At 35.1% G+C, this 23,065-nt stretch carries 12 protein-coding genes; 5 read left to right on the plus strand and 7 right to left on the minus strand.

All coding sequences use genetic code 11. From position 1 onward, the window contains the following. Positions 1-108: 108 nt before the first annotated feature. Positions 109-852: a sulfotransferase family protein gene (locus F6K54_RS13615; RefSeq protein WP_293078296.1), complete on the minus strand. Its 744-nt coding sequence runs from the start codon at positions 850-852 to the stop codon at positions 109-111. 134 nt (positions 853-986) lie between these two features. Between F6K54_RS13615 and F6K54_RS13620 the strand changes: the two genes are divergently transcribed. Further along, complete coding sequence (locus tag F6K54_RS13620; protein ID WP_293078318.1) at positions 987-2,738, plus strand: NAD+ synthase; 1,752 nt, start codon at positions 987-989, stop codon at positions 2,736-2,738. A 1,318-nt stretch (positions 2,739-4,056) separates the two neighbouring features. Here F6K54_RS13620 and F6K54_RS13625 read toward each other — a convergent pair. The 5 genes from F6K54_RS13625 to ispD form a co-directional block, all read right to left on the minus strand. After that, positions 4,057-4,890: an urease accessory protein UreD gene (locus F6K54_RS13625; protein ID WP_293078298.1), complete on the minus strand. Its 834-nt coding sequence runs from the start codon at positions 4,888-4,890 to the stop codon at positions 4,057-4,059. A gap of 1,481 nt (positions 4,891-6,371) precedes the next feature. Further along, the gene (locus tag F6K54_RS13630; RefSeq protein WP_293078299.1) at positions 6,372-6,821 is read right to left on the minus strand and encodes a secondary thiamine-phosphate synthase enzyme YjbQ; all 450 of its coding nucleotides are present in this window, start codon (positions 6,819-6,821) and stop codon (positions 6,372-6,374) included. Positions 6,822-7,043: 222 nt separating this feature from the next. Then, positions 7,044-8,006, minus strand: a complete 963-nt coding sequence (locus tag F6K54_RS13635; RefSeq protein ID WP_293078301.1) for an NAD(P)-dependent alcohol dehydrogenase — start codon at positions 8,004-8,006, stop codon at positions 7,044-7,046. A gap of 1,911 nt (positions 8,007-9,917) precedes the next feature. Continuing rightward, positions 9,918-11,231 (minus strand): nucleoside recognition domain-containing protein, encoded by a 1,314-nt coding sequence (locus F6K54_RS13640; protein ID WP_293078302.1) that lies wholly within the window; start codon positions 11,229-11,231, stop codon positions 9,918-9,920. 818 nt (positions 11,232-12,049) lie between these two features. After that, entirely contained in the window at positions 12,050-12,736 is a 687-nt protein-coding gene (gene ispD / locus F6K54_RS13645) for a 2-C-methyl-D-erythritol 4-phosphate cytidylyltransferase (RefSeq protein WP_293078304.1), read from the minus strand. Positions 12,737-13,328: 592 nt separating this feature from the next. Here ispD and F6K54_RS13650 point away from each other — a divergent pair. Next, the gene (locus F6K54_RS13650; protein ID WP_293078306.1) at positions 13,329-14,294 is read left to right on the plus strand and encodes a glycosyltransferase family 9 protein; all 966 of its coding nucleotides are present in this window, start codon (positions 13,329-13,331) and stop codon (positions 14,292-14,294) included. A gap of 436 nt (positions 14,295-14,730) precedes the next feature. Here the strand turns inward: F6K54_RS13650 and F6K54_RS13655 are convergent, their stop codons facing one another. Then, a complete protein-coding gene (locus tag F6K54_RS13655) occupies positions 14,731-15,216 on the minus strand; it encodes a CRR6 family NdhI maturation factor (RefSeq protein ID WP_293078308.1) in 486 nt (161 codons plus the stop codon). Between the two features lie 657 nt (positions 15,217-15,873). Here F6K54_RS13655 and F6K54_RS13660 point away from each other — a divergent pair. The 3 genes from F6K54_RS13660 (at position 15,874) to F6K54_RS13670 (ending at position 22,210) form a co-directional block, all read left to right on the plus strand. Then, a complete protein-coding gene (locus tag F6K54_RS13660; protein ID WP_366558130.1) occupies positions 15,874-16,257 on the plus strand; it encodes a transcriptional repressor in 384 nt (127 codons plus the stop codon). An 800-nt stretch (positions 16,258-17,057) separates the two neighbouring features. Next, positions 17,058-19,292, plus strand: coding sequence for a DUF3824 domain-containing protein (locus tag F6K54_RS13665; protein ID WP_293078310.1), 2,235 nt, complete (start codon positions 17,058-17,060; stop codon positions 19,290-19,292). Between the two features lie 1,001 nt (positions 19,293-20,293). Continuing rightward, entirely contained in the window at positions 20,294-22,210 is a 1,917-nt protein-coding gene (locus tag F6K54_RS13670; RefSeq protein ID WP_293078312.1) for a DUF3685 domain-containing protein, read from the plus strand. Positions 22,211-23,065 lie beyond the last annotated feature (855 nt).

The following is a 23,065-nucleotide window of genomic DNA, read 5'->3' on the forward strand; positions in this document are numbered from 1 at the left end:
GAAAATGAATAAGAGACTGAAACAGTTATAGTTTAATTCTAGTAGGGTGCGTTAATGAAATGTAACGCACCCTACTAGAATTAAACTATAACTGTTTCAGTCTCTTATTCATTTTCTTTGCAATAAACGGTGTTGGTTCAGCTTTTCGTAGTATGGCATACACAAATTGTAGAGAGAAAGCAATTTTTGGTCTTGATGAATTTTTAAGTAAGATTTCTCAGTCTTTTGAAACCCATAACTAATTTGTAAATCTTCAAGCCAACTTCCATTATCCCACCAACTTATTTCATTAGTATTGCTAGGAGGATTCCAGTCTAATGCTTCTGGTATAAACGGAATACCTATTCTCGAACAATACTCCTTAACTATATCTGTTGTATTTTCTACAAGATCGTCAGCATTAATAACAACAGGAATTTTACCTGTACGCTCAATGACTTTGTTGAAAAGTTCAAAAAGTTGTTTATAACCACATTCCTCAAAATCAAGATCGGGCATTTTATAATAATAGGAAGGTAGCATTTGATCTGGATTGCGAATCAAAAAAGTATGCTGGAAATAATCAATAAATTCATTATTTACAATTTGGATAAAATAAAAAGGAAAATCTTTTATAAACAATCTGTTATTCTGAGATTTTACCTTTAAGTCTTGCCAGACATTCTGATAATTATACTCTGCTTGTGGTGCGATATTTGGCACACGATTAAAAATACGTTCCTCACTATAGTATGCTGAACGACCAAAAGGTTCCTGAAGGACCAAAAAATCTCCTCTTTGCTTAATCATCCACATAAAAGCTGTGGATCTGGAGCGAGGAGTAGACCATAATGCAATTATTTTTTGATCCATTATTACTCTAATTAGAAGATTTAGTAACAGAAATAATAATATTTGTTGTTTGCCAAATATCATCAAGGTTGGCAACTTTGCCTGTCCCGTTTGTTATATTTATTGTACAAATAATCTCTAATAATGTCAAAATTATGAAAATAGCGATCGCTCAACTTAACCCTATTATTGGTGATATTAAAGGAAATGCAAAATTAATTTTAGAAGCTGCACAAAAAGCTGAAAATTTAGATGCCAAATTGATGATAACTTCAGAATTATCTCTAATAGGTTATCCACCACGAGATTTATTAATTTATCCTAGTTTAGTTGAAGCTGCTGTTACAGAGTTAGAATATTTAGCCAAAAATTTACCATCAGAAATAGCAGTTTTAGTGGGAACTGTAACTTTTAATTCTCAAGCCAATGAAACAGGAGAGAAATCATTATTTAATAGTGCTGCTTTATTAGGTAATGGAGAAGTAAAACAAATCTTTCATAAAAGGCTTTTGCCTACTTATGATGTATTTGATGAACAACGATATTTTGAGCCTGGTAAAACTAGCGATTTTTTCACGTTAGAAATTCCTGGAAAAACCTCAGAATCTTTAACGAAAATTGGCGTGACTATTTGCGAAGATTTATGGAATGACGCTGAATTTTGGGGAAGGAGAAATTATGCTTGCGATCCAATGAAAGAATTAGCAGAAAATCAAGTTGATTTTGTAGTAAATATGTCTGCTTCTCCATATCGAGTAGGAAAGCAAAAATTGCGAGAGGCAATGTTAGAACATAGTACGAATCGTTATCAAATACCAATTATTTATGTTAATCAGGTAGGTGGTAATGATGATTTGATTTTTGATGGTTGTAGTGTGGTTTTTAATAAGATTGGTAATGCGATATATCGAGCTAGTGCTTTTGCAGAAAATTTGGCAGTTGTTGAATTTAATCCAGTAAAAAAAGATTTGATTGTGACTAATTATGAAAGTCTATATTTAGCAGAAAGTGAGGATGAAGAAATTTGGTCTGCTTTGGTGTTAGGCGTAAAAGATTATCTGCGTAAATGTGGTTTTTCTAAAGTTGTTATTGGTTTAAGTGGGGGAATAGATTCGGCTTTAGTTGCAGCGATCGCTACTGCTGCTTTAGGTAAAGAAAATGTTTTTACTATTTTGATGCCTTCTCCTTATAGTTCTGATCATTCTGTTAAAGATGCTTTGGAATTAGTGGAAAATTTGGGTGTTGCTAAACAAGTTATTCCTATTGGGAATTTAATGAAAAGTTATGACAATAGTTTGCAAGATTTATTTGCGGGTACAAATTTTGGCATTGCTGAGGAGAATATTCAATCTCGGATTCGTGGCAATTTATTAATGGCAATTTCTAATAAGTTTGGGTATTTGCTTTTATCCACGGGTAATAAGTCAGAAATGGCGGTCGGTTATTGCACTCTTTATGGTGATATGAATGGTGGATTAGCAGTAATTTCTGATGTGCCGAAAACTCGTGTTTATTCTCTGTGTCGGTGGTTAAATCAACAGGCGGTTAATAATAATCAAAATTTCTATGGAGCCGAAAATTTACTAATTACTGAACAGCAAAATATTATTCCAGAAAATATTTTGACTAAAGCTCCTAGTGCTGAGTTGAAAGAAGGTCAAAAAGATGAGGACTCTTTACCGTCTTATGAAGTTTTGGATGATATTTTATACCGCTTAGTAGAAAAGTGTGAGTCTTTGGCAGAAATTATTGCAGCAGGACATGATTCAGAGGTAGTAAATAAAGTTATAAAGTTAGTGATGCGGGCAGAATTTAAACGTAGACAAGCACCCCCTGGGTTGAAAATTAGCGATCGAGCTTTTGGCACTGGTTGGCGGATGCCTATTGCGAAGAAAAGTTCTTGGTAGATTTGAGGTTGTGAGTTTTTAATTTTGGCTAAAAGTTAATCTCTGCTCTGACAAATAGCTGGTAAAATGCAATGAAGAAGTTATGGTTATCTTTATTGAGCTAAAAACTCATTCTGAACGCCACCAGAAAACAAGACTCAAGAGATGGCTATCCATCTCAACCCTCAAATATTGGAAAATTCATTTGGTTAAAAGTTAATCTCTGCTCTGACAAATAGCTGGTAAAATGCAATGAAGAAGTTATGGTTATCTTTATTGAGCTAAAAACTCATTCTGAACGCCACCAGAAAACAAGACTCAGGAGATGGCTATCCATCTCAACCCTCAAATATTGGAAAATTCATTTGGTTAAAAGTTAATCTCTGCTCTGACAAATAGCTGGTAAAATGCAATGAAAAAGTTATAGTTATTCTTGTTGACTAACCAACTCATTCTGAACGCCACCAGAAAACAAGACTCAGGAGATGGCTATCCATCTCAACCCTCAAATATTGGAAAATTCATTTGGTTAAAAGTTAATCTCTGCTCTGACAAATAGCTGGTAAAATGCAATGAAAAAGTTATAGTTATTCTTGTTGACTAACCAACTCATTCTGAACGCCACCAGAAAACAAGACTCAGGAGATGCCATTAATGAAGTCAGAAGTTAGAAGTTAGAAGTTAGAAGTTATTTTTGTCACGGGGATTTTGAGCAACCCTCCAAAAATATTTCGCGAATCAAGGCGGAGTTAAAGACCCAATTATTTCGATCAATTTCCGGCTCAAATATTTGGAAACTCATTTGAGTAAAAGTTAATCTCTGCTCTAGATTTCCACCAGCAAAGCAAAGGATTTTAGCAATGTTTTATGAAGTTGGTATAACAATAAGGAAAATTGTTCGCCGATTTTAGTAGATATCAAAAAACAGCTAAATTACCAAATAAACATTTTTTCAGGAATTGAGTTGAATATTAATTCTGACCAAAATTTAAATAGCTTTTGTAATTGTATTGTGAGTCGTTCCACAATATAACTTGTAATTAAAGCAGTATTTGTTGCCCTAGTAGAAGCAAAGAACAATAATCCAAAAAATGTTGATTTTTTAGCAAATATCTATCCAAACAGTATTACTTATTCTTAACTAAGGTAAGCATAGTATTCAACATTTTCGTTTGTCATGCTACCCTTGCCAGAAGCATGAATATACAGAAGTTACTAAGGTTAGTTTGTTACCTTTTTCTTTCCTACGAAATGCCGCATAAACATAATTTTGAATTCTCCTTCTAAGATAATAAGTTAATAGCTGAATGCTGAATGCTGACTGCTGAAAGCTTACTAACTAAGACCAAACTCGCGGAGAACAACTAGGTCTTTTTAAATAAAAAAGCCGGAGAAAATGCCAAACCAAATTAAACCAATTTTTCACATTAATTATTGACTGCCCACAATAGCGACAAATCATCCCTTTAGGAATACGAGTAACACCTACTTCACCAGACATATCAATACCTAAACTTTGCCACAAACCACGAACTTTTGTAACTACCTCTGACGTAACAGGTTGCCCAACAAAAATGAAAGTTCCAACTACAGAATTATCAGCTAAACCCAAGAGACTATTAACCATTTCCGACCCACCTTTTAAGAATTGTCTGTCTATCCAGATCGGATAATTTTCTTGCCAAACCTCAGTATACGAACGCCAATTTCCTGTTAAAAATTTTTCCCCTCTAGCACTTCTGCCAAATCTAATAATTTCCCAACTCATCCAACTCGCTTCTACTCCTAAATGTACTTTTAAATCTTGCCGATACTCAGCACCATTAAATAGTATTGTTGGTTGAGGGAACCATTCTAAACAAGACTGACTATCAAGGTTAATACTAATATTTTGTTGAGCAAGTTGACCATTACTACGATAAATTTTACTAGCTGCGGCAGTAGTAATTAAAGCATGGGTATTCGGTTGTAATTCGATATTAATAGAAAGGCGATCGCCTCCAACAACACCACCAGCAGTATGTAAAATTACGCTATGACAAACTTCATTTCCTTCTGGATAAAAAGGTCTTTGTATTTTTAATGGTGCTTGATTTTTACTTGTCATAATTTTAGTAGTATTGTGTTGCTTGCCATAAATTAAATCGATACTACCGTGCCATTCTTTAGTCATAATTAGGATTTTTTTTAGAGACTTTTTATATAGGAGAAGGAAGAAGAAAGAAGGAAGAAGGAAGAAGGAAGAAGAAAAAATTCTACATTGTCTGAGTTTTTAAGCTGTCGAGTTGCCCTAACCTTTCCTTCAACGACTATATCCATAAATATAGAGAAAATATTCTCATCATTAGTGTGGGATAGTAAATTTTAGTTATCGTGGAAAAACGTTGCTTAGTGTCATACCCAGGTCAAAATAATTAAAGCAAAATGTTGACTTGAAAAACTTGCTTCCATCAAAGGTATTTGTATTTTTAATGGTGCTTGATTTTTACTTGCCAGAATTTGAGTACTTTTGTTTTACTTGCCATCAATTAAATTGAGACTACTGTGCCATTCTTTAGTCAGAATCAAGATTTTTTTAGAGACTTTTCATATAGCAGAAGGAAGAACCGAAGTTGGAAAAAGAAATAAGGAAAAATCCTACGTTGTCTGAGTTTTAAGCTTTTGATTTGTTCTAACCTTTCCTTCAACTACTATATCTATAAATATATAGATAATATTCTCATTATTAGTGTGGGATAGTAAATTTTAGTTATCGCGGAAAAATTTGGCTTAGTCTCATACCCAGGTCAAAATAATTAAAGCAAAATGTTGACTTGAAAAACTTGCTCCCATCAAAGGTATTTGTATTTTTAATGGTGCTTGATTTTTACTTGCCAGAATTTGAGTACTTTTGTTTTACTTGCCATCAATTAAATTGAGACTACCCTGGCATTCTTTAGTCACGATAGAGATTTTTTTAGAGACTTTTCATATAGCAGAAGGAAGAAGGAAAAATCTTACATTGTCTGAGTTTTAAGCTGTCGAGTTGCCCTCACCTTTCCTTCAACTACTATATCTATATATTTATAGATAATATTCTCATTATTAATGTGGGATAGTTAGTTTTAGTTATCGTGGAAAAAAGCGGCTTAGTCTCATACCCAGGTCGAAATAATTCAAGCAAAATGTTGACTTGAAAACTTACCCCAATAAATTGATATTGTAATTTCAAATAAGAATGAAATACTTTTTCGACTGAAAGTATTCCAAGGCAATAAATGCTTATTTCAATCTAAACTGAAATGACTGTAACTCCAAAATTATTGTTAAGTTTTCTAGTTAACTTTCCTTACCCTATTACCAATTATTTAGGGTTGCCTGAAACAGTATTTTTGTAGGAGTCAGGAATTAGGAGTGATGTAGATTTAAACGAAGAAGTAGAAAAAATAATTTTCAGATATTTTTTAACCCTTGTTTACTTAAAGTCCTCAGATTTTATAGAACTTTTTAAGATGGTGAGGTACAGTTCAACATTTATCTCTCTTTACCGAATAATTAAGGTTTAAAGCCTCTCCTTTAAAGGAGAAACAAGAAAAAATTTTCCTTTTATTCAATCCTCTTCCTTTTAGGGAGAGGTAATTATCAATTATCAATTATCAATTATCAATTATTGAACTACTCCCTACTCCCTTCTCCACTAACTTGTACTAATATATTTCGTTTTCTAGGTCCGTCTAATTCAAAAAATAATACTGACTGCCAAGTTCCTAAAGCTAATTTTCCTTCCACAACAGGAATAACTTCATTATTATTTAAAGTCATTGCCATCAGATGAGAATGAGCATTAATAGGTTCATCGGGAGGCACATCTCGCAGATGCAAATCATTATGGAGATATTTGTCAGATTCTGGCGCTAATTTTCTCAGATATACTTTTAGGTCTGTTATTAATCTTTCCTCATTTTCGTTAATAGCTAAAGCTGTAGTCGTGTGTCGAGAAAATACAATTACTTGCCCATTTTTTATACCACTCGCATTTAAGATATCAATAATTTGAGGAGTAAGATTGTATATTTCTATTCCGGGGGCAGTTTCTATTTCTAGAAATTCATTTTTGATCGACATAGCAATGTCTTACCGAATAATGAATAATGAATAATGAATAATGAATAATTAAGAGTTGATAGTTAATAATTATTCATTCAACAATTCAGGTTTAAAACCTTCCCTTTTAAGGGGATAAAATCAAAGAAAATATTTTTAGTCAATCCTCTTCTTTTGATAATAGGTAATTATTAATTGTTAATTGTTAATTGCTGAACTTATCTATAAGTTGTAGTAAAAAAATTAATCAACTAAACTTGTTTCTTCAGTTGTAATAGCAATTTTTCCGACAGCATGACCCATTTCACTATAAGCATGAGCTTCTGCTATTTCTTCTAGTTTATATGTACGGCCAATAATTGATTTAACTAATCCATCTTCAATGAATTCTCGGAGAGCATTTAAGTCCCTAGGGTTTGGTTGGGCAAGAATTAATTTAGATTTTTTACCAGGCACAAATAAGCTGAAGAAAGTAGGAGGTAAATTGTCTACAGTTGGCAGAGTAGATATATAAATTCCCTCTGGTTTCAAGACATTTTCACAACTAGAAAAAGTTTCTTTAGCCACAGCATCAAAAATAATATCGTACTGCTCTAACTCTTTAGTAAAATCAATTTGATTATAGTCAATAACCCGACTCGCTCCTAAACTTTCTACTAGGGTAATATTGTTACTACTACAAACACCTATTACTTCAGCTTTCATTGCTTTGGCAATTTGTACGGCAAAGATACCAACTCCACCAGAAGCACCATTTATTAATACTTTTTGTCCTGGTCTAATTTGACCTAAATCAAGTAATCCTTGAAAAGCTGTTAAACCTGCAACTGGAACTGTTGCTGCTTGAGAATGAGTCATATTTTTTGGTTTTAATGCCACAGTATTTGCAGGTATAGCAATATATTCAGCATAAGCACCTCCTACTAATGGATTAATAAATGTATAAATTTCATTTCCTGGTTCAAAATTTTCTACTTGTTCTCCTACTTCTAATACGACTCCAGATAAGTCAGAACCTAAAATAATAGGAAAGTTAAAACCTGATAATAATTGTAGTTGCCCTTGTCGAATTTTCCAATCGACAGGATTAACACTTGTACCGTGAATTTTTACTAATAATTGATTGGGTGTAATTTGAGGTTGGTTAATATCTGAATATTCTAAGACATCTATAGAACCATAGCGATTAATAGTGACTGCTTTCATAGAGTTTTTCTGTAAAATTAGGACTTTATTAGAATACCAATAATTTTCTTGTTTAGCAAGGTACGTTCAACAATTAATTATTAATTATTAATAATTAATAATTACCTCTTATTTTCAACGAGAGGATTGACGCGGTAGGAAAATTTTTTTCTTCTCTTGGTCGATTATACCAATTTGATAAATGTTTGCTACAAATAGCTAGGGTATTTATTAGAATTTCCGTTTGTCATGCTCCGCACACAACAATTCTGCAATCCAGAATTCTGAATTATGAATTTCAGAATGGATAGATTTAATACCATTTTTGATGTTGTAAATTATCTTTTTCGTCAAATAGACTTTATTTTAAAGTCTATTTATGATTCTTATTATTCGTAACATTCTTTTTTCAAAATGGTATTAGATATGGCGAGGAGACCTTTCCCTCCGGAACGCTACGCGTTAACGTATTTTGTAGCCAGAGTAAATCAGGAAAAAGGAAGAATAAATCAAGGGAAATAATTATATATATAGAAAGTTCGCTGTTTGTAGAATTAGAGTCATTTCAGTTGAGATAGATAAAAGGGTTTCTTCCTGAGAAATACATTCAGCTAAAACAGTATTTCATTGTTATCTGAAATTACTATATTTGTGAAAATTGCCATAACTTCCTTCAGATTTTGTAGCCAGAGTAAATCAGGAAAAAGGAAGAATAAATCAAGGGAAATAATTATATATATAGAAAATTCGCTGTTTGTAGAATTATAGTCATTTCAGTTGAGATAGATAAAAGGGTTTCTTCCTGAGAAATACATTCAGCTAAAACAGTATTTCATTGTTATCTGAAATTACTATATTTGTGAAAATTGCCATAACTTCCTTCAGATTTTGTAGCCAGAGTAAATCAGGAAAAAGGAAGAATAAATCAAGGGAAATAATTATATATATAGAAAATTCGCTGTTTGTAGAATTATAGTCATTTCAGTTGAGATTGACACCAGGATTTCTTCCTTAGAAATACATTCAGCCAAAATAGTGTTTCATTGTTATCTGAAATTACTATATTTGTGAAAATTGCCATAACTTCCTTCAGATTTTATAGCCAGAGTAAAGCAGGAAAAGGGAAAAATAAATCAAGGTAAATAATCATATATATAGAAAATTTGCTGTTTCTAGAATTATAGTCATTTCAATTGAGATAGATAAAAGGATTTCTTCCTTAGAAATATTTCAGTCAACACAGTATTTCATTGTTATCTGAAATTACTATATTTGTGAAAATTGCCATAACTTCCTTCAGATTTTATAGCCAGAGTAAAGCAGGAAAAGGGAAAAATAAATCAAGGTAAATAATCATATATATAGAAAATTTGCTGTTTCTAGAATTATAGTCATTTCAATTGAGATAGATAAAAGGATTTCTTCCTTAGAAATACATTCAGCCAAAATAGTGTTTCATTGTTATCTGAAATTACTAAATTTGCGCAAATTGCCATGATTCGTTTCAGATTTTATAGCCAGAGTAAAGCAGGAAAAGGGAAAAATAAATCAAGGTAAATAATCATATATATAGAAAATTTGCTGTTTCTAGAATTATAGTCATTTCAATTGAGATAGATAAAAGGGTTTCTTCCTGAGAAATACATTCAGCTAAAACAGTGTTTCATTGTTATCTGAAATTACTAAAGTAGCTCTTCAGATGATAGAACTGCTAAAAAAAATCCTTAACTGAAAAGAATTGCGTCCTAACCTACCTGTCTATTACTATATTTCATAAATACAGCTCTCCAATCATAAAAAATCTAATTAATTATCCTACATAAATTATTAATTATTTCCACCTACTCCCTACAACCTACTTCCTATTTTCTGGAGATGTCTAATATAAGATTGGAAATAAAATTTTAATTGATATTATTGCTTGTTTAATCATCAAAACATCATTCGACAAACGATAAGAGAAGCTAAAATTCCTGCTACATCAGCACATAAAGCAGCAGGTAAAGCATATCTAGTTTTTTTAATCCCGACACTACCAAAATAAACAGCCAATACGTAAAAAGTAGTTTCAGTAGAACCCTGCATAGTTGATACTAAATAAGAGAGAAAACTATTAGGTTCATTTGTCACTATTTCCGACATAATACCAAAAGCACCACTGCCAGATAAAGGTCTAATCAATGCCATAGGTAGTGCTTCAATCGGCATTCCAATTAAATTAGTGATAGGCGATAAAATCACAGCCAAAATATCTAGAGCGCCACTAGCTCTAAACATTCCAATAGCCACAAAAATTGCCACCATAAAAGGAATTATTCTGACGGCAACTTCAAATCCTGCTTTTGCTCCTTCCGTCATTTTTTCATAAACTTTAACTCCTCGAAAATAGCCAAAAAGTAGAAAGGAACAAATTAATATTGGCAATAACCAATTAGACAAACTCTCTAGAAAAGCAAAACTAAAAATATAGGTTATACCTTTGAGATTTAAGCGATAAATTACCGCACCTAAAAAAGCACCGATTAAACTAGCAAAAACTAATTTTCCAATTTTGTTAGGTGGAGTTAATTCAGATTTGTTTGTCTCGCCTTCTAAGAAATCATTTCTGTCTAAATCTGCTGACGAAATAGATTGATTTAAACTAGGCATAGATTGCCGATGTGCGAAAAATTTCGCTGCGAAAATAGCCGTAATTGTAGAACAACACGTAGCAAAAATTGCAGGTAAAATAATATCTCCAGGGTTATTAACACCAGCACTAGCTCGAACAGTTATTACACTAATAGGAATGATCGTAACTGAAGAAGTATTAATAGCTAAAAATAAACACATAGCATCTGTAGCAGTTCCCTTTTCCGGATTTAATTTATCCATTTCTACCATCGCTTTTAAACCCATTGGTGTCGCAGCATTTCCTAACCCTAAAGCATTAGCAGCTATATTCAAAATAATGGCAGACATTGCAGAGTGAGATGCAGGTATATCGGGAAAAAGTCTCACCATTACAGGACGAATTAAACCAGCAATTACTAACATTCCTCCTGCTGTTTCAACGACTTGAATTATGCCTAACCATAATGCCATACTACCAATTAATCCAATGGCTAAATTAACAGCATTTTTTACAGATTCAAATGATGCTTCAGTTATTTCCGTCATCCTACCGTTATATGCTGCTATAACTGTAGCTGAAACTATCATAAATAGCCAAATATTATTAATTGGTGATATTTGTTGTTTATTCATTTAATCTTTAGGGAGTAGGGAGTAGGGAGTAGGGAGTAGAGAATAGAATAGAAATAAATATAGGTGTATTTCATTAGTCTGAGAAATGCTATAACTTCTAACTTTACCGAATAATTAAGGTTTAAAGCCTCTCCTTTAAAGGAGGAAAAAGAAAAAAATTTTATTAAGCGTCAATCCTCTTTTTTTCAAGGAAAGGTAATTGTTAATTATTAATTATTGAATACTAGCTTTTATCCCCAATAATTAAAGAGAAGAAGGAAGAAGTAAGAAACAAGAAGGTTTTAGTTATCTAGGAGATAAGGAAAAATCTTCGTTGTCTGAGTTTTAAACTTATATGTCCGCGCCCTTTGCTTCAACTACTATAAAAGATATTAGCTAAATCGAAGTATTACTTAGTAAATAATTATTTTTATAACAGAAGAAAGAAGTCCTTTAGTTATCTAGGAGAGAATAAAAAATCTTCGTTGTCTGAGTTTTAAGCTTTTGATATATCCGCGCCCTTTGCTTCGACTCCTATAAGATAAATTATCAATCTAATTAAATCAAAAATGAATCGAAAAAAGATGTAGAAAATTAGGTAGTATTTGTCAATATATTTTTTATCAAAATTATTTTAATCTGACCAAAAAATCGGGTGCATCTCATATTTGCAAAAATACTTTTTTCCTATATATTCCCTGTTTCCTGTTCCCTGTTCCCTGTTCCCTAAAAAGCAGTAAGATTTTTGATACGAATAAATTAGGATTGCTATATCCGTTTTCAAGGAGAAGTAATTGTTAATTGTTAATTATTAATTATTAATTATTAATTATTAATTATTAATTATTAAATGCTTTTGTCAAAATAAATTCTGCTACTCTTAAATCCACAGGAGTTGTCACCTTAAGATTAGTCTCCTCCCCCGCAACAACCTTTACAGACAAACCACACTTTTCAAACAAAGCAGCATCATCAGTAACCTCCCAACCCAACTGACGCCCCCTTTCATGACACTCCTTCAACAACTTCACCTCAAAACCTTGAGGTGTCTGAGCCGCCCATAAATTGCGACGATCTGGTGTATCCTGAATTAAACCCGACGAATCAACAACCTTAATCGTGTCCTTAACTGGCACAGCAGCAATTAAACCACGACACTTAACAACCTCCTCCGCACACCTATCCAATAGTTCTGGAGTAGCCAAACATCTTGCCCCATCATGAATTAACACCTGTTCCGCTTCCGGAGGCAAAGCCTGTAAACCCTTATAAACAGACTCCTGACGAGTCGATCCTCCCTCAATCAACTCTATAGACTTATTAGTAGACAAACCAGAAATCATCTTTTGAAAATCTGGAAAATCAACAGGCTGGCCAATAATACCAATCCAATTAATATAATCAGATTTGAAAGCAGCCTCAAGAGTCCAACTTAGCAACGGTTTATCCAATAGAGTCAACAAAAGCTTGTTCCGTTGACTTCCCATGCGTCGCCCCATACCAGCAGCAGGAATCAATAAATACATTTAATTTTGTTTTTTATGTTTCTAATTAATAATTCAATATAGGTATATAGTCCCCCTAAAAGGGGCAGACTTTAAACCCAATTTTTCGGTAAAAATTGAATGTCTACTAAAGAAATAACCCCCAACTTTGATGTCGGCAAGGGGTCTCCCGTTATACATAAGTTAACGGGAGGGGAATTGCCGACCAACAAATAAACCGCGTAGCGTCCACTTAGAGCTTGCATTTTGTGCTTTTTTGTGTTATTTAGATTATATCAGGAGTAGCGGTAATACGCACCTGAGAGAACCATGAAAACAAATAGCGAGTATTGGGTTCAATTGCTGAAGTTAAGCGTCAACCCGTGAAAAGGTAAAACTATTGAGGGAACTTTCCGGAGTACAGAATTGTTGAGTACAAAAAGGTGGTGGGTCTCATCATCTCTGTCTGGTGAGGGTTAAGTGGTTGCACTCCCTGTGAAACAGAAAGCCCGCGTCCGTGAGGTTGGGAAACCTACATCATAATCTTTGATTTGATGTAGGAGAACGTCACTCAGAATCGTAAGATATGGTTGTTATTGTGTTCAACTAAATAATTAAGCTAAATTCCTTAAATATGAGAATACTAGCCCTTGTCCCTGGTGGAATTGGCGACCAAATCTTATTCTTTCCTACTCTGGATGACCTGAAAAAATCTTATCCAGAATCTCAAATTGATGTAATTGTAGAACCTCGCTCAAAGGGTGCATACCGAGTCTGTAAGTCCGTACAGGATGTCTTGGCCTATGACTTCAAAGATGCCAATAGTCTCGCTGACTGGGGAAACTTGTTAGGTATTATGCGCGATCGCGAATACGAAGCAGTAATTTCTCTCGGACAACGTTGGACAGTTGGCCTTTTGCTGTGGTTAACAGGAATTCCTCAACGGGTAGGCTATGCAGGTAATGGGGCAATCTTTCTCACGAACCCTATACCTCTGAAAACTGAACAATATGCAGCTCAGATGTACCATGATTTATTGCCAGGAATGGATATTGTAACGCCTTTCCCTGGACTATCTATTAATGTACCTAAAGCAGATATTGATTGGGCAGAAGCTGAACAACAACGTTTAGGAGTGTCCGAAAGTGGGTATGTTCTGATTCATGGCGGTTCTAGTGAACTAGCTCAGATTAAAGGTATTGATAAAATCTACCCTACCAATTATTGGCAGGAGATTATTACAGAACTACAGCAGAAGCAACCTAATTTACCAGTAGTGGTAGTCAAAGGCCCTGAAGATGGAACTTGGGTAAATGAAATTACTCGATTTTGTCCAGATGTTAAAGTAGTAATGCCTGGGGATATAGGTAAATTAGCGGCTATTATCGCTGCTGCTAATTTAATGCTCTGTACTGATAGTGCTCCTATGCACTTAGCAGTTGCTGTTGGGACATATACTATTGCTTTGTTTGGTCCAACTAACCCAGAAAAATTATTACCCAAGAGCGATCGGGTAATTGGGGTCAAATCTCCTACTGGTAAAATGAGCGATATTTCACCCCAAGAAGTTTTAAATAAAATTTGGGGTGGAGAAGGCTAAAGCCAGCAAAAGTTGAAAGTTAGGAGGCACAAGCAGGGTTAGTGGAAGGCTAAGTATCTTTTTGTCAGGCAGTCTTTGCTTCACAAAAATTTTCTCTAACCCTCAGTTTTCTGTCTGAGTCGAAGTAGTTTAGCACTCCCATGTGGAATGGGCATCTTGCCCGTTCCTGATATTTTCCCGTTATGGTGAGGATATATATATTTTAATTTCCCCCATCTCCCCATCCCCCCATCTCCCCATTCACTAAAGTCAAAAGTCAAAAGTCAAAAGTTAAAAGTTAGAAGTTAGAAGTTAAGAGTTAGAAGTTAGAAGTTAAGAGTTAGAAGTGATATTTTATATCAAATCCGCTCAGGTTCGGTATAAAAAAATGTTCCATCTTCAACCATTAGCAAATATTTCTCATCTCCCCATCTCCCCATCTCCCCATCCCCAGTACCTAATCTTCTTCTGGAATTGAGCTAAAAAATTCTTCTGCTAAGTCATAACCCAACATTTGAGACATGGACATCAATCTAGATTTGCTAGAAATACCTTGTTGATGTAGCCATTTTCTTAAGACAAAAATTTTTTGCATCAGAAATATTTCTAACGCTTCTGGATTATATTGGACACCTTCAGTGCGATGAAATTGGTGAGGTACAAGCATAGCAGTATAACGAGCTAATTCACCTTCTTTCCAGTTAAGCAAAAATGGCAACCAAGGATAAATACTGTCTAAACGAATAAACCATAAACGTACTTCTGGAATTTCTGAAAGTTCTCGTGGGTCTTGGGGGTCGCGATTATAGTTAATAGTAAAATTTAGCTGCTGTTCGGAAGAGGCGATCGCTCCTTCACTCAGCAGTTGAGATATGACACTTTGAGCTGGAGATACATCTAAGTTATTGAAGTGTTCGGTATTAAGGGCGATCGTAATTGCCATCTTTATCAGTTATAAATAATTATCAATGTATTTCTATATAACAGAAGGAAGAGGGAAGAGGGAAGAAGGAAGAAGGCGTTTAGCTATCTAGGAAAGAAGGAAAAATTTTGCGTTGTCTAAGTTTTCAGCTTTTTATTTGTCAAATACAGTAATGGCGACTCTTATAGCAATAGACAGGTAGGGCGTGGACTTAGCACGGGAGCAAGATGCTCCCACTGTTCCTGTAACAAACATTGCCGGACAATGTACGACCACCAGCAAAATGGGACAGTTAGGACTTGCGCTGATGATCAACCGAAGTTTTTCCCACTACCCCTCTATCCTATTCTCTGATACAATAACGTCCCTATAATTTTGCCCGATAGCAAAACTGAGGGTTGATATAGCAATGTGCGCTGGCATATTTACAAATTACAAGAACTGTCCAATAGCTAAAAGTATTATATTATCGGTCTTTTATTCCCCCAGATGAGCTGTTGCCTGCTGCCTGCGCACAGCGCTATATCTTTCAGTGCGAATTGCTATAGAATAATTTGCAATTGATTTGGAGAAAGGTTGGCGCTTTGAAACAAATTTACTCATTATGAAGATGCTCTAAATTATTGTAAGGCTAAGGCAATGCGCCTGAGTCGTCAGCGTCGATATATACTATAAATTTTGTGGCAAGAGAAAAAACATCTATCAGCTAGAGAAATCTACCATCGATTAAATCTCCAAGGTAAGGAAATTGGTCACACTTCTGTATATCAAAATCTTGAATTTCTATCAAAAGAGGGCATTATTGAATGTATTGAACGTGCTGATGGTTGTTTATATGGCCATAAAAGCGAATCTCACTCTCATATTAATTGCTTAGATACGGGACAAATTATGGATATTTATGTAGAATTGCCTCAAGAGTTGCTTGAGCAAATAGAAACACAGATAGGAGTTAAAATTACTGATTATCGTATAGACTTTTATGGTCACTACAGCCATAATTGTGGCAGTAGAACGATAAAAGACCAGAAAATAAAAGGTTCCTTTACTGATGTTTTTTAGTAAGTTAACTCGAATAGACCTAAATTTCATCAGCTATAAAATTAAACATAATTTATAATCAACATCTACGATACCTGAATTGAGCAAACAAAATCAAAATGCTGGAGTTTCAAACTACTCACTAAGTTTTTTTTCAGGTTATCCAATAGTTAAAAAAATGCTCGGCTCGAAGATTAAATAGGGTTTGCTGAAAAAGTCTTTTAACCCACCCCTCGCCCCTCCCCCTCCCAGGAGGGGAAGATAGAAGACAACCCACCCCTCGCCCCTCCCCCTCCCAACCCACCCCTAGCCCCTCCCAGGAGGGGAGGGGAAGACAGGAGAAATGGGAATGAACGAGGAGGTAGGATTAAGAATTGTTCCTTGATTTTTCTGTCCAACTATGCGCCTAAAATACAAACTTTTTGAGCGTTTTAGCTGAAAAACAGGCACTTTTTAAAGGCCCCAAAAAGCCTAAAGTCTTTATATTGTCGATGCTTTTAGATTTAATCAGCAAGTCCTAAATAAATTTCCTAAAATCAGTACTTTTAGCTGAGGCGAAGTTAAGTGAAAAATTTAGTCAGTGTGCTTACAATATGCAAGATATATACACAATAAAAAAATCTATATTATATATGAGCTTGAGTTAGCAAATACTTAATGATTAAACCTCCCAGGTTAAGCTCAAGCCTAAAGCTTAAATTTTTATTAGGAGGTATTAAAAATATTCTAGATAATGAAAAAAGCCAAATATAATATTATTAGTTGAAAAAATCATCCTAACCAGCTTAAAAGTTAGTACCATTAGCGCAATAAACTTCACTATGTCATCAGAAAATATTTCACAACAAAAAGAATTGGCGGTTTCCCATAGCTCTTCTAAAAATGGAGAAAATGGCTATGGTAGTACTTCCCTAGTCAAAAAAGAATTAACAGATACTATTACTTCTACCTCACAAACTTTAGAACGAGAACTAAACAATACCTCAGAAGTTGAACCAGAAAAAGATGCCCAAATATCAACAACTCCAAAACCAAATAGAAAACCAAAAAGTTATTGGGGATGGCAACTAATTTGGTGGAGTGTTGCAGTAGGTTTTGGGATAACAGGTGGTGCAGCACTTCTATGGTTACTCGTTAACCCACCCCAACCAAACTGCGAACAAATTTCTCCATTATCAGCAGACGGAGAACGACTATATTGTGCCCACAAAGCTGCTGAGTCACGAGACTTAGAACAGTTGGAAACAGCTCTAGCTTTAGTAGAAAGTTGGCCAGAAGAACATCCACTCTATCAACTAGGCCAACAAATGACGGGAGAATGGACAAAATTAATTATCGCCGTTGCTAATCAAAAGATGAGAGAGGGTGACTTACAAGCAGCACTAGATACAGTAGCGAAAATTCCTAAAAGCAGTCCAGCTTATTCTAGGGTAGAAGAGGCAGTAGCAGGTTGGAAAAAACAATGGGCAGAAGGTCAATCTCTTTATGACAAGGCTGAAAAAGCTATCAAAGCTATGGACTGGAAAAAAGCCTCCGCTTATTCCCTAGCAATGTCAAAACTAGATAATGTTCACTGGCAAAGTATTAAGTTTAGAGAAATATTAGATCGCATGGCCTTAGAAAAAAAAGGTTGGCAAATCTTAAAGGATGCTCGCTATCTAATTTATCGGGAAACAGCAAATGAGTATGGAGAAGCGATCGCTCTAGCCAGAAAAATAGACCCAAGCCTCTACATTCGAGAGAGAGCTGAGAAAGATATTCAAAAGTGGAGTAGTAGTTTAATCGAAATAGCCACTGAACGTATAGAAGAAAAAGACCTCAAAGGAGCGATCGCGGCCGTTGAATACATTCCTTCCGACTACAAAATGAAAAAAGAGGCCAGAGATTTAATTTTACTAGGTCATGCTAAAGCAGCAACATGGAATCAATCTATGGAAGGCCCTCAAGTTAATAATATAGTAGCCCTAACAGAAGGAAAAGCAGCAGCAGCTCAAATTACTTCCAATAGTCCCTACTATCAACAGGCCCAAACTGAAATTCAAGAGCTGCAACAACAGTTAGATGACCTAGCTCATATTCAGCTAGCCAACGCGATCGCCAGTGTTGGTCAACCTGCAACATTAAAGTTAGCTATAGATCAAGCTAAAATGGTTGGCCTTGAACAACCAAAGCGCATCCAAGCTCAAACTTTAATTGCTAAATGGCGCAAAGACATTTTGAAGATAGAAGACAAACCTTATGTCCTCTTAGCGAAACAGCTAGCGAAGCAGGAAACTGTTGATAGCTATAATTCAGCAATTAAACAAGCTAGTTATGTTGCTTTGGAGCGTCCCTTGAGAATAGAAGCTCAGACTCTAATAGCTGAGTGGAATAAGCGAGTACAAATTATTGAAGATTCACCGTTATTAGCAGAAGCTAGAGTTTTAGCAAAAGAAGGAAAGCTTGGACAGGCTATTGATGTTGCCTATGAAATAGAAAGTGGTCGTGCTTTGTACGAAGAAGCTCAGGATGAAATTTATAAGTGGAGTACGGAGCTACAAATTGCCCAAGACAGGCCAATTCTCAATCAAGCTTATGGTCTAGCCGATCAAGGCCGTCTTACTGCTGCAATTAATACAGCTTATCAAATTGGCTATGGTCGTGCTCTCTATTATGAAGCTCAAGGTGCTATCTCTAAATGGGCATCTGAACGAGATGCTATATGGGCAGCACAACAGGCGGAAGAAGCTCGCAGACGGCGACAGTACCAACCTGCTCCAGCACCTAGTCCACAATATTATTCTCCAGCGCCTAGTCCACAATATTATTCTCCAGCACCTAGTCCACAATATTATTCTCCAGCGCCACAGAGGTCTTATTCACCAGCACCTAGTCCGCAATATTATTCACCTGCGCCTAGCCCACAATATTATTCACCAGCACCTAGTCCACAATATTATGCACCAGCACCTAGCCCACAATATTATTCACCTGCTCCACAAAGGTCTTATTCACCAGCTCCAGCTCCAGCTCCAGCTCCAGCCTCAAGTTCAGATGCATATTTACTGCAAGAATGATGAGCCAATCAATATAATATATGAGTTAGGGGATTTGACATACTCCCGACGTTGCGCATAGCGCGACAAAGCGGGATTCTTCAGTCATGAAAAAAATGACCGCTATTTTGACAGAGGTGATGTCCTCCCCCTGTGTTGACGTTGATAATAACATGCATACCTCCTAGTTTGTCAAGGGTATAGGAAGGTTTTATTTGTGGAGGTATCCGACTCTTGGCCCTGGCTTTCCCATACGACGCTCCCCTAATAGCTGCCGCCACCATCCTCCGCCTTTTCCTGACGGAATGCTCCGCAAACATGTCGGCGACAGCCGTTAACGAAGTTATGCGAAGCGCAAAACGGGAGAGCGCGGGACTTCCCGCCAGGGAAGTTAAACTCAAAAAAAGAGTTTCAGCTAGAGGGGAAACAGAAGCAGGGAAAATTTTATTATAGCAATGAGCGCTGGTATATTTACAAATTGCAGGAGGGGTCAAATAGCTAAAAGTCTTATATTATCAGCAATTCATTCCCCCAGATGAGCTGTTGCCAGATGAGCTGTTGCCTGCGCACAGCGCTATATTTAGGGTTTGCGTATGGAAAGTATTTTTGCTGGGGTAGGGAGTAGGGAGTAGGGAGTAGGGAGTAGGAGCGGACGTAGAAGCAATGGGAATTACAGAGTCAGTGGCCAAAACAATAGTCAGAGTGATTTTTCGGGTAGCAAAAGCTGAAAATCCTCACTTTTTTAACCTGAGCAACTGAAAAGCTCATACTTTTTCAAGATATAAATTACCTAAAACCCATATCAGTCAATGCTTTTATATTTAATCAGCAAGCCCTATTTATGTTTATATAGCACTACGGATTTAGGTTAGAACACTGCTAAATACAGAGAAATAACTTTTGACTTTTGACTTTTGATTTTTGACTTTTGATTTATAACTTGCACGTAGCGCTATCTGACTACTAAAAGTCATAATGTTACTTATGTAGTGCCCTTAAATATCTCAATTCCAAATCAATTTATGAATGGAGAATCAGCATTAAAATTGCTGCTCATTGATAACGATCCTATCTTTCGGGTGGGGTTAAAATTTGCCTGCGAAAAGTTTTCAGACATTGAAATAGTAGGTGAGGCAGAGGTAGGAGCAGAAGCAAAAAAAGTTATTCAAAATTTGATAACACAAGAAAAAAGTTTTTTGATAATTTTAGATATAGAAACCCAGAATTTATCCCCTCAAACTACACAGGATATTCAAATCTCTGGAATCGACTTTTGTCAAGAACTAAAAACTTCATATCCTCAATTACCAATTTTATTATTGACATCTCTAAAAAACACCGCATTATTAACATTTATGCGAGAGTTAGGTGTTAGTGGATACTGCTCTAAAGGAATAAGTATTTCTGAGTTAGTAACTATTATTCGACAAGTTGCAAATGGTCAGTCTTATTGGGTAAATAGTTCTATTAGAGAAGATGTGCCAGAAAATCATGGCAAAGTAACAACTTCAAATTTAAAAGTTCAAACAGCAAACTTTTTCAAAACTCTTCGTTACAATGTTTGTAATTCGGGACTAAAACAGATAGATTTATCTCTTGCAGAAATCACTTCTCAACTAGATGAAAGTGTCAAAAATTTAGATCGAAATAATTTAACTTCTCTACTTAATGTAGCAATTAATTCTGGGCAACGTCGAGAATTACTAACTGCTAGGTGGATCGTTAATCAATTATTACCTCGTTCTTTTAATCTGCAACAAAAGCCACAAAACTATGTAAGTAGAGATAGTTTTTTTGACTCTCAAATGCAGTATATTACTGGGTTACAGGCCAAGAAAAATTCCAATTCAGTGAATGTTGATGAGCAAATTGTATCAACAAAAAATTCAGAAGTTATTTCTCAGACTCCTACTGACGAAATAAATGTACAAACAGCATTATTTGAAGTGACAATCGCTAAATTAAATTCTAATTTAATTAATCTTAGTAAATTGCCAATGGAAATAGATATCTTGCGGGGTGCTAAGAAACAAGAATTAATATATATAGCTTTATGTAAATTTGAAGATATTCTTGATGAACTGCGTATTACTCCTATTTTGCTGGAAGAAATACCACAAAAAAGAAATGAGATTGTTAGTAATTTGTGGGAAGTGACGACCCAAGTTTTTTTTAGTAAATACTATCAAGTAGAAATCAGTAGTAGCACAACAACTCTAAATTCTTTTGCAGAAAAAATTAGATTAGAAGTGATGCCAGTCTTGTTAAATGATGTCAAAAATGTGAATGAATTTATTCTGAATAAGATTCCTTTAGTTGAAGAATTAATAGGGCATTTATTATTTCAAGTTTCTTTAGTAGTGGATAATAAATCTTGTGCTGTAGGTACTCCTGAAGCTATGCAACTTTCTGAAGCGTTATTGCAAAATTTATTAATTTCAATTGCTAATGCTGTGATGTATCCTTTATTAAATAATTTTGCCGATGTGGAAGAAATTAAAGAAGATTTTTATAGTCGGCAGTTATTATCAACACGAGACATTGAAAAATTCCGTAATAGTTTATCTTGGAGATATCGTATAGAACAATATGTAGGGGAACCAAAAGCAATTTTTGAGAGTAATTTTTCTTTGTTTGTTTTGAATGAAAGTGGCATAAAGAAAATAGCGATTTATTCTCCCCGTAGACACGAATTAGCAAAACTTTCAGGTATTCCACTTACCGTAACATTACTTTTAGAAACTCGTGATGCCATAGCTCCTGGTGTTCGTGCTACTGTTTCTTTTATTGGTAGTGGAATTGTTTATTTACTTACTCAAGTAGTTGGGCGTGGTATTGGTTTAATTGGGAGAGGTATTTTTCAGGGTCTTGGTAATTCTTTTCAAGATGCTAAATTCGGTAGAAACAATAATAGAGCAGAAACGAAAAGAAATAACTAACAAATATAGAAAAGTAAGGAAGAGGGAAGAAGGAAGAAGGAAGAGGCAGGAAGGCTTAATAAACAAGAAAAAACTTAAATTAAAATAGACTTTAAGGGCAAGGAAGCCAACTTTTGTAGCAATAATTGAGCATTTTTGGCTCTATGATGATAGAAAAATCACTTTTACTCTTTTTGTAGCCAACTCCTCTTTCACTCCTATCTCTCTTAACTCCTAATACCAATTTGATAAATGTTTGTTACAAATGGTAGAAGTAAGAAAGAAGGAAGAGGGAAGAAGGAAGAAGGAAGAAATATTTAAAAAAAGGGAAAAAAGATAGATATAACTATCTCAAATGAACTGGAACAGCTATTTTTAAGCATATCTGATCGATATCTACCTTTTTGTAGCATTCTTTTTTCACGCTTGGTATAACTACTCCCTACTCCCTACTCCCTACTCCCTACCTCCACAAAAAGACTTTTTCAGCAAACCCTACTTAAGGGAGTAACAGCTTTTGGGTAATTCCAGTTCAATTAGGACCGTATTTTGGGCAAGATCGGGGTAGAAAACCAAGGGAAGATTCTTCTGGCTACCTCTTCTCGGAATCCCATTCCTCCTGGATTCACCGATTCTGTTTGCTTCGCGGTGACAAACGGAAATTCTGGCTCCTCCTCTGAAAAAAAGACTTTTGAGCGCAAACCCTATTTAACTTTCTCATTCATCAAATTTTCAGGAAAATATTAAGCATAAATACTTACTAAATTGTTAACTTCATATTGACCGAAAAATTGGGTTTCAAGCCTCGCCCATAAGCGGGCGACTTTTTGGTTGATTTTTGTCTATAAAAAATATGTTATCATATTGTTGATTTCT

It is taken from the genome of Okeania sp. SIO3B5 (genome assembly GCF_010692555.1).
In the GTDB taxonomy this organism is placed as follows: Bacteria; Cyanobacteriota; Cyanobacteriia; order Cyanobacteriales; family Microcoleaceae; genus Okeania.

Coding starts and splice junctions, on each gene's coding strand:
- F6K54_RS13615 (WP_293078296.1), bottom strand. CDS start 852: ATGGATCAAAAAATAATTGCATTATGGTCTACTCCTCGCTCCAGATCC.
- F6K54_RS13620 (WP_293078318.1), top strand. CDS start 987: ATGAAAATAGCGATCGCTCAACTTAACCCTATTATTGGTGATATTAAA.
- F6K54_RS13625 (WP_293078298.1), bottom strand. CDS start 4,890: ATGACTAAAGAATGGCACGGTAGTATCGATTTAATTTATGGCAAGCAA.
- F6K54_RS13630 (WP_293078299.1), bottom strand. CDS start 6,821: ATGTCGATCAAAAATGAATTTCTAGAAATAGAAACTGCCCCCGGAATA.
- F6K54_RS13635 (WP_293078301.1), bottom strand. CDS start 8,006: ATGAAAGCAGTCACTATTAATCGCTATGGTTCTATAGATGTCTTAGAA.
- F6K54_RS13640 (WP_293078302.1), bottom strand. CDS start 11,231: ATGAATAAACAACAAATATCACCAATTAATAATATTTGGCTATTTATG.
- ispD (WP_293078304.1), bottom strand. CDS start 12,736: ATGTATTTATTGATTCCTGCTGCTGGTATGGGGCGACGCATGGGAAGT.
- F6K54_RS13650 (WP_293078306.1), top strand. CDS start 13,329: ATGAGAATACTAGCCCTTGTCCCTGGTGGAATTGGCGACCAAATCTTA.
- F6K54_RS13655 (WP_293078308.1), bottom strand. CDS start 15,216: ATGGCAATTACGATCGCCCTTAATACCGAACACTTCAATAACTTAGAT.
- F6K54_RS13665 (WP_293078310.1), top strand. CDS start 17,058: ATGTCATCAGAAAATATTTCACAACAAAAAGAATTGGCGGTTTCCCAT.
- F6K54_RS13670 (WP_293078312.1), top strand. CDS start 20,294: ATGAATGGAGAATCAGCATTAAAATTGCTGCTCATTGATAACGATCCT.